The following is a 14,674-nucleotide window of genomic DNA, read 5'->3' as shown; positions in this document are numbered from 1 at the left end:
CGGGCGCCCACGGGATCCGGTTGACCCACGTGGCGTGCTCCGGTGCCTGCCTCACTCGACCAAGCTTGTTGACGCCGCTCAATCATGTCGATTCCGGTTCGCCTTCGGCTTACTGATGTGTCGTTTCCCTGCTGCCAATGAATGCCTCTTTTATTGGCATGATCGAATGCTTACAGTTGGCCTTCTCGATGCGGAAAAATATACGCATGGAGCGCCAGTTGTCTTTGTTCAGCCGGTCGGAAACTGCTGCGATGCGGGACCGGACGGCGGCGCGTAACTATTCGCCGAGCAAGGACAAATTCCGGCGTGAGCACAAACGTCGCCGCGATTGGGGTTTGCGACGGCGGCACGCCGACAAGCTCGCCCGCATTCGGGCGGAGCGGCCGGCATGGCCCGATGTCTACGCGGCATCGAAGCGGCCCTCGGCTCGCAAGACACCGGCGAAGCTCGCGACGGCAACCTCGCGGCGGCCCAAGCCGAGCCAGCCGACCCCGGCGGACCAGGCGACCCAACCGACCCCCGCACACCAACCGACCCCGGCGGACCAGGCGACCCAACCGCCCCCCGCACACCAACCGACCCCGGCAGACCAGGCGACCCAACCGGCCCCGGAGGACCAGCGGACCCAGCCGAAGCTCGAGGACGAACCGACCCAGCCGAAGCCCGCGGCCAGTCGAGCCGCCGAACCCGGCGGACCAATCGACCCTGCGGATCCCAGCGGCTCAGTCGACTCGACGACCCCAGCGGATCAATCGACCCGGCAGCGAATCGGGCCCTCCGCACCTCGATCACGGTTCAAGCCTCGGGTGTGCGCGGCCGGGCATCAAAGCGCATGTGGCCGGGGGGGCGGTGGCGGGGCGTGTGACGGCTTCCTGTTCGGCGTAGCGGGGCGGCACGGCTTTGGAGCGCCGGACTTTGCCGGCTCAGTACGAAACGGGCGGCGAGAAGGGCATGGTGGGCTGTCTTCTACAGGCGGGGCGGACAGCGCTGGATCGCCCGTGGTGGCTGGCGTGCGCTCGGTGGGTCTCGGCGGTTGCTCGTGGTGGATTGTGAGCGCTCGAGGGGCTGATGAATTACTTTGGTTGCGGCTGGTGGGTGGTTGCGGTGACTACTTGATGCCGTTTTCAGGCTTCGGCTGGTTGAAACTCATCATTCTGTGGCTGAGCTTCGAGACTTTGAACCATGAACTGCTCCGGCGACCGGAGAACGGCCGCAAGAGGTCGCCGTTACCAGCCGCCGACGGGACCACACTGATCTGCTATGAACCATGTACCTGGTAGCTCAGGTGCAGTACTCGGGTTCCTTGGACCACGGAGGGATCTGATAACAGCCGGTGGGTGTTGACGGAGCCGAAATAGCGCTTGCCGGAGCCGAATATCACGGGTACGACGTCCATGCGTACCTCGTTGACCAGGCCTGCCGCGAATATTTGAGCTCCGACGTCGCCGGCTGCGACCTCCACGGTTCGATCGCCGGCCAGGGACTGTGCCTTGGCCACGGCTTCCGTGATGCCGCCGACGAAGTGGAACGGGGCCTCGGGGTGCCAGCCGGAGGGCCGGCCCCGGTGTGTGACGACGACGACGTGGTCGATTCCGCTGGGGGGTTTGCCGTCCCAGCCGTCTGTCATGTCGAAGACGCGGCGTCCGGTGATCGTCACCCCGATCGAGTTCCAGTAGGACCGGGTGTAGTCGTACGACGCCTGGGACACCTTCAGCACACCGCTGTCGTCCAGGGGGACGTCACCGCTGGTCAGCCAGTCGAACAGCGGGCCGGGCCGGTCATGGTCGTCGGCGATGAAGCCGTCCAGCGACACTGAGCTGTACATGACCACCTTGCCCACGGGGTTCTCCTCCGGTTCGGGGCCCCCAAGGTAGCGTGCGGCCGGCTGTCGTTCTTGTAGAAAATCAATCGGCGGGCAGGGACCAGCCTTCGATCGCGTGGCCGGGGTGTTCGCGCTGGAAACGCCGGCGGATTTCCGCGTACGAGGTGGGTGTGAGCCCGGTGAAGGCTCGGAACTCGTGGCCGAAATGGGCCTGGTCGAAGTAGCCCGCACCCCCGGCGATGTCGGCCCAGTCGATGGAAGCGGTGAAGTCGATGGCGAGCAGGGTGGCGGCGAAACGCTGGGTGCGGGCCAGCCGTTTGGGCGTGACCCCGATGAGGTCCTTGAACCGGCGGGCCAGGTGGGTGGGGCTGACTCCCGCGGCCGCGGTCAGGTCGCCGATCGCCACCGTCCCGCCGGTCGTGGCGATGACGCCGCTCGCGTGGCGGACCAGCCCCAGGCCTGCCGTACCGCGCAGCCGCCGCATCAGTTCCTGTTCGAGCACCGTCAGCTGCTCGTGCGGCCGGGCCGCCGCGGCCAGCCGGTCCCGCAGTCCGGCCACGGCGGGCCGGCCCCAGACCTGCTCCAGCGTCACCGGCCGGTCGCACAGTTCGGCCGCGGGCATGGGCAGGAACGGCGCCGGCCCCCACGGCTTGAAGTGCACGCCCACCGACCGGGTCCGGGGCGGGTAGCTGAACTCCCAGGCCCGGGTGGGCGTGGTGACCACGCAGCCGTCGGCGTACTCGGTCGTTTCCCGGCCGGTGCCGCCGCGGATGCGGAACGGTTCCCCCAGGTTGACGATGAGCAGCGCCGACGGCGCGGGGGGCAGGCTCAGCCGGGCGTACGGGGGCGCACCTTCCAGGTAGTAGAGGTCATCGATCAGCCCGTCCAGCGGCGGCCGCGCCGGTCGGGACACGTACTCCATGCGCACAGCATCGCCGATACCGGCCCGGTGGTCAGGCGTCGGGGGTGGCGAAGTCCTGCACCCAGTACGGGGTGTCGTCGCGGGCGATGGCCAGGCCGATGCCCATCTGGTGCAGGCGGCAGTCGAGGATGTTGCGGCGGTGGGAGGGGCTGCGCATCCAGCCGTTCACCACTTCCCAGGCGCTGTCGGCGCCGCGGGCGATGTTCTCGCCGTAACGCTTCCAGCGGTAACCCGTGTCGGCCACCCGGTCGCCGGCGCTGTCGCCGTTGGGGGATTCGTGGGCGAAGTAGCGGCGGCGGGCCATGTCGGCGGCGTGGTCGTTGGCCGCTTCGATCAGGCGGCGGTCCAGGGTCAGGGTGCCGCAGCCGCTGCGGCGGCGATTGTGGTTGATCAACGTGAGGACGCGCTGCTGCACGGGGGCGGCGGGGCTGGCCGAGACGTCCCGGGAGGTGACTGCCCGGCGCGCGCCCGCCATCACGTCGGCGGCGGGCCGCTGAGCCGTGTGCGCCCGGCGCTGGGCCGCGGGAGCGTGACGCTGGGCCGCGGGAGCCTGGTGCTGGGCCGCGGGAGCCCGGTGCTGCGCTGTGGCAGCTTGCTGCTGGGCCGCGGGCGCCTGGCGCTGGGCCGACACGCGGGGGCGCTGCTGAGCCGCGAATCCGGGCTGAGCGGGACGTAAGGCCGCCGAGTCCGGTTCCTGGGCCGCGGAGTTCGAATCCGGATCCGCGGGGGCGGCGCCGTGCCGCCGTACGGGAGCCTCGTCTTGATCCGGCTCGGCGTCGCCGTCGTCGAGGGACGGCCGCTCGTGGACGCCGCGGTCGGTGAACGGGTCCTCCCACGAGTCGTCGCCCGCCGTGTCGTGCGACGACGAGTCCGACCCGAACAGGTCCGGCCACCAGAAATTGCTCCATCCGGCGTCCGGCCGCTCGTCGGCGCCGGCTGACGTCGCCACGACGCCACCCGCGAGCAAGAGCGCCGAAGCCGCCGCACAGACCACCACGAGTGGTTTCCGCATAACCCCGTAAATCCCATCGCTGCCTGTGGCGCCCGGCCGTTCCGGGCCGCCTACGTCGGGGGTCAACGTCACAGTCCGGCCAAGGTCACTTCCCGGCGTACGCCCGTTATCGGCACCCAGCGGCCGCCGTCGCTGCGAAACCGCGTACGACCAGGCAACTCCGCAGCACACACGTCGCACAGCCGCACAGACAAACCGGACAGTTCATTCGTACGGGGTAAGTCCGGTGTGCTGTCTTCGGTGTCCGCCCGGTGGTCCCGAGGCGGGGGCCCGGACTGGCAACCTCGTCGCGGTGCGCAATCGCTACCTGGATCTTCTCCGTGCCGCCGCGATCGTCCGGGTGATCGTCTACCACCTGTTCGGATGGCCGTGGCTCTCGATCGTGCTGCCCGCCATGGGCGTCATGTTCGCGCTGGCCGGCTCGTTGACCGCCGCCTCGCTGGAGAAGCGGGCCGCGAGCACGGTCGTCACGTCCCGGCTCCGGCGCCTGCTCCCCCCGCTGTGGCTGCTGGGCCTGGTCGTCGTGCCGGTCATGCTGGTCGCCGGGTGGGCCCGCGAGAGCGACGGCGAGCACCCGTTCAGCTTGCCGGGGTTGCTGTTCTGGCTGCTGCCGATCGCCGACCCGCCCGGCAGCGACCAGGCGATCGACGCGTGGGAGCCGCTCTGGTACATCCGGGCGTACGTCTGGTTCGTGCTGCTCTCCCCTGTGCTGTTCGCGCTGTGGCGCCGGGTCGGGTGGGCCGCCGTCGCGGCGCCGCTGGTGATCATGGCCGGGCTCGATCTGACCGGGTTCGAGCTGCCCGGGACGGCCGACGCCGCGCTGTGGGACTTCGTCACGTACGGGGCCTGCTGGGTCGCCGGCTTCGCGCACCACGACGGCCGTTTGGCCCGGCTCAAGCCGTGGCTGGCCTACCCGGTCGCGCTCGTCATGGCCGCGGGTGCGCTGTGGTGGGCGCGGGACGAGGGCAGCTTCGACCTCAACGACATCTCGGAGTCGCAGGCGTTGTGGTCGCTCGCGTTCGTGCTGATCGTGCTGCGCTGGCAGCCGCCGATGGGCTGGCTGGAACGGGTCAAGCCGCTGGACCGGGCGGTCACGCTGGTCAACGCGCGGGCCGTGACCATCTATCTGTGGCACAACATCGCCATCGCCGCCGTGTGGCCGGTGCTGACCGTGCTCGCCCTGGACGATCTGGGTGACCGGCTGGGGGCGGCGACCGACCTGGTCGCGGCGTTCGCGCTGACGCTGGCGGCGATGCTGGTGTTCGGCTGGGCCGAGGATCTGGGCGCGAAGCGGCGGCCGCGGCTGTGGCCGTCGACGGCGGTCCCGCGGGCCGAGCCCCCGAAGGAGCCCGAGCCGGCGTTTCCGGCCCCGTCGGCCGGTCACCGTTCCAGCGCCGCGGCCGCGATGACCCGTACGCCCAGGAACTGGCCGCCGCAGCCGGAACAAGCGCCGGCACAAGCGGCCCCCACGCCGTACGGGGAAGAAGAGCCCCCCACGCCGCAGTGGAATCGCGGCACCGCACACGACCCGGGTCTGCCGGTGGCGGGCCGCCGCGCCGACCCGCTGGACGAGGGGTAGCCGACCCGCTGGACGAGGGGTGGCGGCCGTTGTGAAGGAATCTCGGCTATCCGGGATGAACTCTCGCTAACCTGAGCGAATGCGGCAGTACGGACAAGCGCCCGCGCACTCCGACGAGGGCGCCGGGGTCGTCTCGCTCGTCTTCCGGGCCGGCCCGCTGCTCTGCGCGCTCCGCCTCGACGAGGTCATCGAGACGATGCGGCCGCTGGAGACGCGCGCCCTGGCCGGCACGCCTGCCTTCGTCCGCGGGATCACCGTGCTGCGCGGCGTCCCCACCCCCGTGATCGACGTGTCGCGTCTGCTCGGCGGCGGCACCGCGGAGGCCGAGCGTTACCTGGCCGTGCGCACCGAGCGCGGTGCGGTGGCGCTGGCCACCGGCGAGGTGCTCGGCATCCGTGCGGTCGAGGCGGAGCCCACCGGCGGTCACCCGGCGCTGCTCGGCGGTGGCAACACGCGGCTGGTGGCCGGGGTGGGCACGATGGGCACCGAGCCGCTGCTGCTGTTGCAGAGCATGCGGGCCGTGCCGGACGAGGTCTGGGAAGCAGCCGCCGCCGCGGGCGTGCCGTCGTGAGCCGGCCCGGCCGGCCCGGCCGTTTCCGGGAGCTGCTGGCCAAGCGGCTGGGCTGGACGTTCGCCGACAACGACGCCCGGCAGCTGGAGGACCTGCTGCGCGACCGGGCCGCCCAGCACGGCATGCACGTCGAGGACTACCTGACCCGGCTGGACGCGCGGCCGTGGGAGGCCGAGGTCACCGAGCTGGTCGAGCGGCTCAGCATCACCGAGACCTACTTCTTCCGGCACGGCGAGCAGTTCGCCGCGCTGCGCGAGGACGCCCTGCCGGAGCGGATCGCGGCCCGCTCGGCCCAGCGCACGCTGCGGATGCTGTCGGTCGCCTGTTCCTCCGGCGAGGAGGCGTACTCGCTGGCCATCGCGGCCCGGCAGGCCCGGCCCGATCCGGACTGGCTGATCAGCGTGACCGGCGTCGACGCCAACCCGCAGGTGCTCCGCAAGGCCGAGAAGGCTTGGTATTCGACGTGGTCGCTGCGGGAGACCCCGGACACGGTGCGCCGCCGCTGGTTCCGGCAGGCCGACAGCGGCTACTGGGTGGTCGACGAGATCCGGCGGCTGGTCCGGTTCCAGCGCACCAACGTGGCCGCGCCCGACGACGACTTGTGGCGCCCCGAGCAGTACGACGTCGTCTTCTGCCGCAACTTGCTGATGTATCTCACCCCTGATGTCGTGTCGGCGCTGGTCGAGCGGATGACCCGGGCCCTGGTGCCGGGCGGGTTCCTGTTTCTGGGCCACACCGACTCGCTGGGCAGCAACCCCGCGGGGCTCGAGCTGCGGCACAGCCACCACTCGTTCTACTACCGCCGGCACGGGGGCCCCACCCCGCTGCAGCGGATCGCGCCGGCGCCGGCGGCCAGTTCCCCACCGGTTCCCTCGTACGCGGTCCGGCCCGAGCCGGTCGTGCCGGAGGACGTCTATCCCCGCGCGCTGGATCTGCTGCGGCAGGAACGGTTCACCGACGCGCTGGAACTGCTCACCGCATCCGGGCCGGGCCCGCTGGAGCCCCGCGACCGGCTGCTGCACGGTGTGCTGCTGGCCCACACCGGGCGGCTGGACGAGGCGGTCGCGCTGGCCCGCAAGCTCAGTGACGACAACGGTCTCAACCCGGACGCGCATCAGCTGCTCGGGCTGTGCCTGGAGGACGGTTCGGCGGTGGCCGAGGCGATCGGGCAGTACCGGCTGGCGGCGTACCTGGATCCGGGTTTCGCCCTGCCCCGGATGCGGCTGGGCCAGCTCGCCCGGCGCCAGGGCGACGACCGCACCGCGGCGGGCGAGCTGGAACGCGCGCTGGACCTGCTCGCGCAGGAGGACGACCGGCGGATCACCCTGTTCGGCGGCGGCTTCGGGCGGATCGCCCTCACCGTGCTGTGCCGCTCCGAGCTCGACGCCTGCGCGGTCCGCCCGTGAGCGCGGGAAGCGTCAGCCGGCGGCTGCACCAGCTGCGGGAGGACTTCGACCAGTCCTTCGCCGAGCCCGCGCGCAGCCACGACGAGGAACACCTGGAGCTGCTCACGATCCGGGCCGGTGGCCGCCCGTACGCGATCCGGCTCTCGCAGACCTCGGGCGTGCACCCGGACCGCCCGGTCACCCCGCTGCCCGGACCACAGCCCGCCCTGCTCGGCCTGGCCGGGTTCGCCGGGGCGGTGGTGCCCGTCTACGACCTGGCCGCGCTGCTCGGTCATCCGGTCGCGAACGTGCCGCGCTGGCTCGTCCTCGCGGCCGGCACGCCGCAGCTCGGCCTGGCCTTCCACTCCCTGGACGGGCACGTGCGGGCGGCCACCGCCGACATCATCCGCGAGTCGGGCGCCGAGGCCCGCGGCGCGCGCCGGGGCAGCCTGCGCGGGCTCGTCGACCTGCCCGGCGGCAGCCGCCCGATCATCGACATCCCGGCCACCCGGGCCCTGGTGCACGCATTGGCCGGGCACGCCCCGGCCGCAGACGAGGAGAACGCCGCATGATGGCCGGACGCACTTTCGGCAACAAGCTGGCCGCCGGTTTCGGCCTGACCCTGGCCCTGACCCTGCTGATGACGGCGACCTCCGTGCTGGCGCTGCGCTATGTGCTGAGCACCAAGGACACCGTGATCTCGTCAGCCCGGGTCAACCTGGTCGGGGCCGAGGCGCTCAGCGCGGCCATGGAGTCACGGATCGCCGACTACCGCGGCTATCTGCTCACCCGCAGCGGCGAATATCTCAACGGCACGAACGCCGACCGCAACCGGTTCCTCGACCAGGTGTCGCTGCTGCGCACGACGATGACCGACCCCACCTCGAAGGAGCTGCTCGAAGTGGTCTCGGAGGCCGAGGCCAAGCACGCCGCGATCCTGGCCCCGGTGATCGAGCAGCGCTCCCGGATGGCCACCCTGGAGAACATCGACCAGCTCGCCGGCAACGAGCAGGTCAAAGCGGCGCGGATCGCCGTGCAGAAGGCAATCGCCGAGCTGATCACCCGGCAGGCGGCTGTGGTGGACAGCCGCCGGGACGCGTCGACGAGGCGGGCCGGCGAAGCGATGTGGTTCATCGTCGGGATCGGGGCCGTGCTGATCGCGGCGGCCGCCCTGGTGGCCTGGAAGCTCAGCCGCGACCTCAAGCGTGAGGTGGGCGCCGCGGTCGGGCACATCCAGAGCTCGTCGGCCCAGCTCGAGGCGGCCGCGGCCCAGCAGGCGTCCGGCGGCCGCGACCAGGCCAGCGCGATGAACGAGATCACCACGACGATCAGCGAGCTGCTCATCACGTCGCGGCAGATCGCCGACAGCGCCCAGCGCGTGTCCAAGATCGCCGAGGACACGGCGGAGGCGGCCCGCACCGGCGACGCCACCATCGACCAGACCCGGGCCTCGATCACGGCCATCCGCACCCAGGTCGACCAGATCGTGCAGCACATGCTGGCCCTGGGCGAGAAGTCGCAGCAGATCGGCGGGGTCGTCGAGCTGGTGTCGGAGCTGGCCGAGCAGACCAACATCCTGGCCATCAACGCCACCATCGAGGCCAGCGGGGCCGGCGAGTGGGGCCGCCGGTTCGCCGTGGTCGCCGAGGAGATCCGCAAGCTGGCCGACCGTACGGCGGGCTCGGCCAAGGAGATCCGCGCGCTCATCGAGGACGTGCGCGGGGCCGTCAACACGACGGTGATGGCCACCGAGATCGGGGCCAAGGCGGTGGACGCGGGCTCCCGGCAGTTCGACGACGCCACCAGCTCCTTCCGCAAGATCGCGGGCCTGGTCGCCACCACCAGCGACGCCACCCGCGAGATCGAACTGTCGACCAAGCAGCAGACCACCGCGGTCGAGCAGGTAAACGTGGCCGCCTCGGACACCGCCCGGGTCACCCGCGAGACCGAGGCCAGCGCGGTGCAGACCAAGCAGACGGCGGCCCACCTCAGCACCCTCTCCGGCGAGCTGCTGGACCTGGTCGGAACCGGACGCCACTGATGGACAGCATTGTCTCGTCATGCCCTCCTGGCCCGCGCCTGCCAGGCCGTCAGGCGGTCCCGCTGAGTGCCGCTCGGTGCAGTCGGTCATGACCAGCGATCCGCTGCGCTACTTCCGGATCGAGGCCCGCGAGCTGATCGACCAGATCAGCGCGGGGGTGCTCGACCTGGATCAGCAGCCGGGCACCGACCAGGTGGCCCGGCTGCTGCGGTTCGCGCACACCCTCAAGGGCGCGGCCCGCGTGGTCAAGCAGCAAGACATCGCGGACCGGGCCCACGAGTTCGAGGAGGTGCTGGTCCCGCACCGCGACGAGAGCCCGCCCGCGCTCCCGGCCGACGAGATGCGCGAACTGCTGCGCCTCAACGACGAGATCGCGGGGTTCGTGGACGCACTGTCGGGGCCGTCGCCGACTGCTCCCGTGCCGTTGCCCGGGGCCGCACCACCGGTCGATCTCGGGCCGCCCACACCGACGGCCGTCGCACCGGCGCCGCCCGAGCCGATCCGCACCGTGCCCCTCAACGAACCCACCAACCAGGCCGAGGTGGACCAGGCGAACGCCGCCGCCGAGCTGGCCCGGGGGGCCGAGGCAGCCTCGGGCCGGGCACCCGAGCGGGCCGCCACAGCCGACCTGGACGAGCTGCTGGACGCGATCGGTGAGGCCAGTTCGCGGATCGCGCCGCTGCGCGACGGCGGCCGCACGCTGGCCAAGCTGCACCGCACCGTCGAGCACCTGGGCGACCGCATGCGGGTGGGCCGCACGACGGTCACCGACGCCGCCGCCCGTACGGCGGTCCGCCGGCTCGCGGGTGAGCTGGGCGCGCTCGGCCGGCGCCTCACCGACGCCGTCGACCAGGTCGAACGCGAGCTCGACGAGGTGCGCGGCCGGGCCGAGGGGCTGCGCCTGGTGCCGGCCGGTTCGATCTTCACGGCGCTGCGCCGGGCGGTCCGCGACGCCGCCGACGCCGAGGGCAAGCGGGTCAACTTCCACGCCACGGGGGCCGACGTCCGGATGGGCCCCAACCTGCTCAACCTGATCAGCGGCGCGTTCCTGCACGTCGTACGGAACGCGGTGGTGCACGGCATCGAGGCCGAGGACCAGCGCCTGGCCGCGGGCAAACCGGCCGAGGGCACGGTCGGCGTGCACGTCGAGCGGCGCGGCCGGTACGCCGAGTTCCGCTGCAGCGACGACGGGCGCGGCTTCGACCTGGCCGCGCTGCGCCGCACCGCCGAGGAACGCGGCCTGCTGCGGCCGGGGGCCGACGCCGGGCCGCAGGCGCTGATCGACCTGGTGCTGCACGGCGGCATCAGCACCGCGCCCGGCGTCACCGAGGTGGCCGGCCGCGGCATCGGCATGGACGTGGCCCGCGACGTCGCGGCGCAGCTGGGCGGTGAGGTCTCCATCGACAACCGGCCCGGGCAGGGCGCCACCGTACGGCTGGTCGTGCCGCTGACTCTGCTGAGCATGAACGGGCTGATCGTCGAGGCCGGCGGCACGACCGCGACGATGCCGCTGGACGCGGTGCGCCGGTGTGTGCGCCTGGCCGCCGACGAGATGATCGCCGCCACCGCCACCGCCCGGCTCGCGCACGAGGGTGAGGTGCTGCCGTTCCTGCCGCTGGCCGGGGCGCTGCACGCGGTGCCCGCTGAGGACGGGGCCGGACCGGGCTCCGGGGTGGCCGTGGTGCTCGCGGCCGACCGGGACACCGTGGCGATCGGCGTCGACCGGCTGGCCGGCATCACCACGCTGGTGGCCCGCCCGCTGCCCGACCTGGCCCCGGCCGCCCCGGTGATCGCCAGCGTCTCGATCGACCTGGACGGCAACCCGCGGCTCGTGCTGGACGCGCACGGGCTGGTCGCCGAGGCCCGGCAGGAGAGCGCGGCCGCCCGCGGCGACCAGGCCGCCAGCACCCGCCCGAAGATGCCGATCCTGGTCGTCGACGACTCGCTGACCACGCGGATGCTGGAACGCAGCATCCTCGAGTCGGCCGGCTACGAGGTCGACCTGGCCGCGTCGGGCGAGGAGGGGCTGGAACGGGCCCGCAGCCGCGACTACGGGCTGTACCTGTCCGACATCGACATGCCCGGCATCGACGGCTTCACGTTCGTGGCCCGTGCGAAGGCCGACCCGCAGCTGGCTCACGTGCCCGCGATCCTGGTCAGCTCGCGGGCCAGCGCGGAGGACAAACGCAGGGGGGCCGAGGTGGGTGCGGCCGCGTACGTGATCAAGGGCGAGTTCAACCAGGAGGAACTGCTGGCGCACATCCGGAGGCTGATCCTCTGATGATCCGTGTTCTGTTGGTGGAGGACTCCGCGACCATGCGGAACCACCTGCGCGAATCGCTCGCCGCCGACCCGGAGCTGCAGGTCGTGGGTGAGGCGACCGACGGCACGGACGCGGTCGCCATGGTGGCCCGGCTGCGCCCCGACGTGGTGACGATGGACATGATGCTGCCCACGATGAGCGGGCTGGTCGCCACCGAGCACATCATGGCCGAGCATCCGACGCCGATCCTGGTCGTCTCGTCGGCCGACCGGCGCGAGCTCTTCAGCACCTACAACGCGCTGGCCGCGGGGGCGGTGGACGTGCTGGAGAAGCCGCGCGGCGACGCCTCCGACGAGGACTGGGGGCGGCGGCTGTGCGCGGCCGTCCGGCTCGTCTCGCGCATCCGGGTGATCACGCACCCGCGGGCCCGGCTCGACGGCCGGGGGAAATCGGCCGCCCCGATGCCGGCGTCCCCGGCCCCGGTGGTGCCGCTGCCGCAGGAATCGCTGCACGCCGTGGCGCTGGGCGCCTCGACGGGCGGGCCGGGCGCGCTGACCGACCTGCTGCGCGCGCTGCCGGTCGGCTTCCGCCCGCCGATCCTGTGCGTGCAGCACATCGCGGCCAGCGAGCCGTTCGCGGTGGCGTTCTCCGACTGGCTGGCCGGGCAGACGGGACGCGACGTCAGCTACGCCCGGGACCGTACCCCGCTGGCCGCCCTGGGCGGCCGGGTCGTGCTGGCCCCGCCGGACCGGCATCTGCTGGTGCGCGAGGGCATGGTGCGGCTCAGCGACGCCCCGCCCCGGCACTCGTGCCGCCCGTCGGTGGACGTGCTGTTCGAGTCGGTGGCCGCCGAGTACGGCCCGTCCGCGGCCGGCTGCCTGCTCACCGGCATGGGCCGCGACGGCGCCGAGGGGCTGCTGATGATGCGGGGCCGCGGCGCGGTCACGTTCGCCCAGGACGAGGCCAGCTGCGTCGTCTACGGCATGCCGCGCGAGGCGGCCCTGCTCGGCGCGGCCGCGTACGTGCTGCCCCCGGCCCGGATCGCGGCCCGGCTCACCGAGCTGAAACCCGCGGGGAGCCCGCGATGACCCACAGTGTGCTGATCGTCGACGACAGCTTGACCGTCCGGATGGACCTGCACGAGGCGTTCGAGGCGGACGGGTTCGGCACGATTTTGTGCGCGACCGGCGCCGAGGCGCGCACGGCCTTCGCCACCGGCGACTTCGACGTGGCCGTGCTCGACGTGCTGCTGCCCGACGCCGACGGCCTCGAGCTGCTCACCGAGCTGCGCGGGCAGCCCGACCGGGCCGGCGTGGTGACGATCCTGCTGAGCAGCGTGGACGAGGTGGCCGACCGGCTGGCCGGGCTGCGCACCGGGGCCGACGAATACGTGGGCAAGCCGTACGACGCGGGCTACGTCGTGGCCCGGGTGCGGCAGCTGCTCGGCGACGGCCCGGACCGCACCGGCGACCGGACCCAGGTGCTGATCGTGGACGACAGCCTGACGTTCCGCGAGCAGTTGCGCGAGCTGCTGGAGAGTGAGGGATACGCCGTGCTGCTGGCCCCCAGCGGCGAGGAGGGCCTGCGGATGGCGGCGGACCGGCGCCCGCAGGCGGTCATCGTGGACGGTGTGATGCCGGGCATCGACGGGGCCACGGTGATCCGCCGGATCCGCCTCGACCCGGCCCTGCGCGACACCCCGTGCATCCTGATGACCGCGGCCGACGACTACGCCACCGAGCTGCAGATGCTCGACGCGGGGGCCGACGCGTTCCTGCGTAAGCAGCAGAACCTGGCGGTCGTGCCGGCCAAGCTCAACGCGGTGCTGCGGCAGAGCTCGGAGCAGCTGCCCATCGAGGTCACCGGCAGTCTGCACGGGCCGAGCAAGGTGCTGGCGCTGACCCCGGACCGGGAGCGGCTGGCCGGCCTGGCGGCGGCGCTGCAGGGCGAGGGCTACGACGTGATCCAGGTGACCGACACCGACGACGCGCTCGACCTGCTGGGTGAGCAGCCGGTCGACTGCATCGTGCTCGGACTGGGGCCACGCGGCGAGCTGGGCCGCGAGGCCTGCCGGCGGATCAAGGAGGTGCCGCGGATCGGGGAGACACCGATCGTGATGACCGGCGCGTCCGACGACGACATGCTGGCCTGCCTGGGTTCCGGGGCCGACGACTACGTACGGGCCGACTCGGCCGCGGAGGCGTTGCACGCGCACGTCCGTACGCAGATCCGGCGCAAGCAGTCGCACGACGAGAGCCGCCGCATCCGCGAGGAACTGATGCGCCGCGAACTGGACGCGGCCGAGGAACGCTCGGCCCGGCAGCTCGCCGAGACCCGGGCCGCCCTGGTCGAGGAGCTGGAATGGCGCAACCGGGAGCTGGAGGCGTTCTCCGGCTCGGTGTCGCACGACCTGCGCGGGCCGCTGCAGGTGATCAGCAGCTTCGCCGAGCACATGCTGGACGACGAGGACGAGCCGCTGGGGGCCGAGGCGCGGCGCCGGCTGAGCCGCATCCAGGCGGCCGCGCACCGGATGGCCGACCTGGTCGAGTCGCTGCTGATCCTGGCCCGGGCCAGCCGGGGCGACCTGCGCCGGGCCGAGTTCGACATGACCGCCACCACCTGGTCGGTGATCGGCGAGGTGGAGGCGCGCGACCCCGAGCACAAGGTGTCGTTCACCGTGCACGAGAGGATGCGCGCGGACGCCGACGAGGGCCTGGTCCGGGTGATCCTGGAAAACCTGATCAACAACGCGGTCAAGTTCACCCGCAAGGTCACGGCGCCGGTCATCGCGGTGGGCCGGGCCGGGGACGCCTTCTTCGTGCGGGACAACGGCGCCGGGTTCCCGGCCGGCAAGGCGGGCGAACTGTTCCGCCCGTTCGCCCGGCTGCACAGTGCCGAGGACTTCCCCGGCACCGGGATCGGGCTGACCACCGTGCACCGGGCCGTCGAGCGGCACGGCGGGGAGATCTGGGCCGAGGGTGAGGACGGCCGGGGCGCGACGTTCTGGTTCACGCTGCCCCCGGCGGCGGGACCGGCCGCGGTGCCGGACCGGCGAGCTCAGGCCCGCCGGTCCGGCTGA

Annotated in this window: 11 protein-coding genes; 8 read left to right on the top strand and 3 right to left on the bottom strand. The window is 72.4% G+C overall.

Going from position 1 to position 14,674, the window contains the following annotated elements; genetic code table 11:
• Nucleotides 1-1,258: 1,258 nt before the first annotated feature.
• From BKA14_RS03930 to BKA14_RS44895, 3 genes are all read right to left on the bottom strand, one after another.
• Nucleotides 1,259-1,840, bottom strand: a complete 582-nt coding sequence (locus BKA14_RS03930) for a dihydrofolate reductase family protein (protein WP_184949567.1) — start codon at nucleotides 1,838-1,840, stop codon at nucleotides 1,259-1,261.
• Between the two features lie 64 nt (nucleotides 1,841-1,904).
• Nucleotides 1,905-2,744: a helix-turn-helix domain-containing protein gene (locus tag BKA14_RS03925; protein ID WP_184949566.1), complete on the bottom strand. Its 840-nt coding sequence runs from the start codon at nucleotides 2,742-2,744 to the stop codon at nucleotides 1,905-1,907.
• A gap of 31 nt (nucleotides 2,745-2,775) precedes the next feature.
• Complete coding sequence (locus tag BKA14_RS44895; RefSeq protein WP_184949565.1) at nucleotides 2,776-3,693, bottom strand: CAP domain-containing protein; 918 nt, start codon at nucleotides 3,691-3,693, stop codon at nucleotides 2,776-2,778.
• Between the two features lie 355 nt (nucleotides 3,694-4,048).
• Here BKA14_RS44895 and BKA14_RS03915 point away from each other — a divergent pair, with 355 nt between their 5' ends.
• The 8 genes from BKA14_RS03915 to BKA14_RS03880 all read left to right on the top strand — a co-directional run bounded on the left by BKA14_RS03915 (nucleotide 4,049) and on the right by BKA14_RS03880 (nucleotide 14,674).
• The gene (locus tag BKA14_RS03915; RefSeq protein ID WP_184949564.1) at nucleotides 4,049-5,335 is read left to right on the top strand and encodes an acyltransferase family protein; all 1,287 of its coding nucleotides are present in this window, start codon (nucleotides 4,049-4,051) and stop codon (nucleotides 5,333-5,335) included.
• A 79-nt stretch (nucleotides 5,336-5,414) separates the two neighbouring features.
• Nucleotides 5,415-5,906, top strand: coding sequence for a chemotaxis protein CheW (locus BKA14_RS03910; RefSeq protein WP_184949563.1), 492 nt, complete (start codon nucleotides 5,415-5,417; stop codon nucleotides 5,904-5,906).
• On the top strand, nucleotides 5,903-7,312 hold the full coding sequence (locus BKA14_RS03905; RefSeq protein WP_184949562.1) for a CheR family methyltransferase: 1,410 nt from the start codon (nucleotides 5,903-5,905) through the stop codon (nucleotides 7,310-7,312). The genes BKA14_RS03910 and BKA14_RS03905 overlap by 4 nt, the downstream gene beginning before the upstream one ends.
• Nucleotides 7,309-7,863: a chemotaxis protein CheW gene (locus BKA14_RS03900; RefSeq protein WP_184949561.1), complete on the top strand. Its 555-nt coding sequence runs from the start codon at nucleotides 7,309-7,311 to the stop codon at nucleotides 7,861-7,863. The genes BKA14_RS03905 and BKA14_RS03900 overlap by 4 nt, the downstream gene beginning before the upstream one ends.
• Nucleotides 7,860-9,332 carry a methyl-accepting chemotaxis protein gene (locus BKA14_RS03895; RefSeq protein ID WP_239092509.1) on the top strand — a complete coding sequence of 491 codons (1,473 nt, stop codon included), beginning with the start codon at nucleotides 7,860-7,862 and terminating at the stop codon, nucleotides 9,330-9,332. The genes BKA14_RS03900 and BKA14_RS03895 overlap by 4 nt, the downstream gene beginning before the upstream one ends.
• Before the next feature lie 88 nt (nucleotides 9,333-9,420).
• Entirely contained in the window at nucleotides 9,421-11,613 is a 2,193-nt protein-coding gene (locus BKA14_RS03890; RefSeq protein WP_184949560.1) for a hybrid sensor histidine kinase/response regulator, read from the top strand.
• Entirely contained in the window at nucleotides 11,613-12,683 is a 1,071-nt protein-coding gene (gene cheB, locus BKA14_RS03885) for a chemotaxis-specific protein-glutamate methyltransferase CheB (protein WP_184949559.1), read from the top strand. The genes BKA14_RS03890 and cheB overlap by 1 nt, the downstream gene beginning before the upstream one ends.
• Nucleotides 12,680-14,674, top strand: coding sequence for a response regulator (locus tag BKA14_RS03880; RefSeq protein ID WP_184949558.1), 1,995 nt, complete (start codon nucleotides 12,680-12,682; stop codon nucleotides 14,672-14,674). The genes cheB and BKA14_RS03880 overlap by 4 nt, the downstream gene beginning before the upstream one ends.

Origin of the sequence: Paractinoplanes abujensis (assembly GCF_014204895.1) — a bacterium.
In the GTDB taxonomy this organism is placed as follows: Bacteria; Actinomycetota; Actinomycetes; order Mycobacteriales; family Micromonosporaceae; genus Actinoplanes; species Actinoplanes abujensis.
The sequence above is the reverse complement of the archived record's forward strand: the minus strand, read 5'-3'. Positions and strand labels throughout refer to the sequence as shown.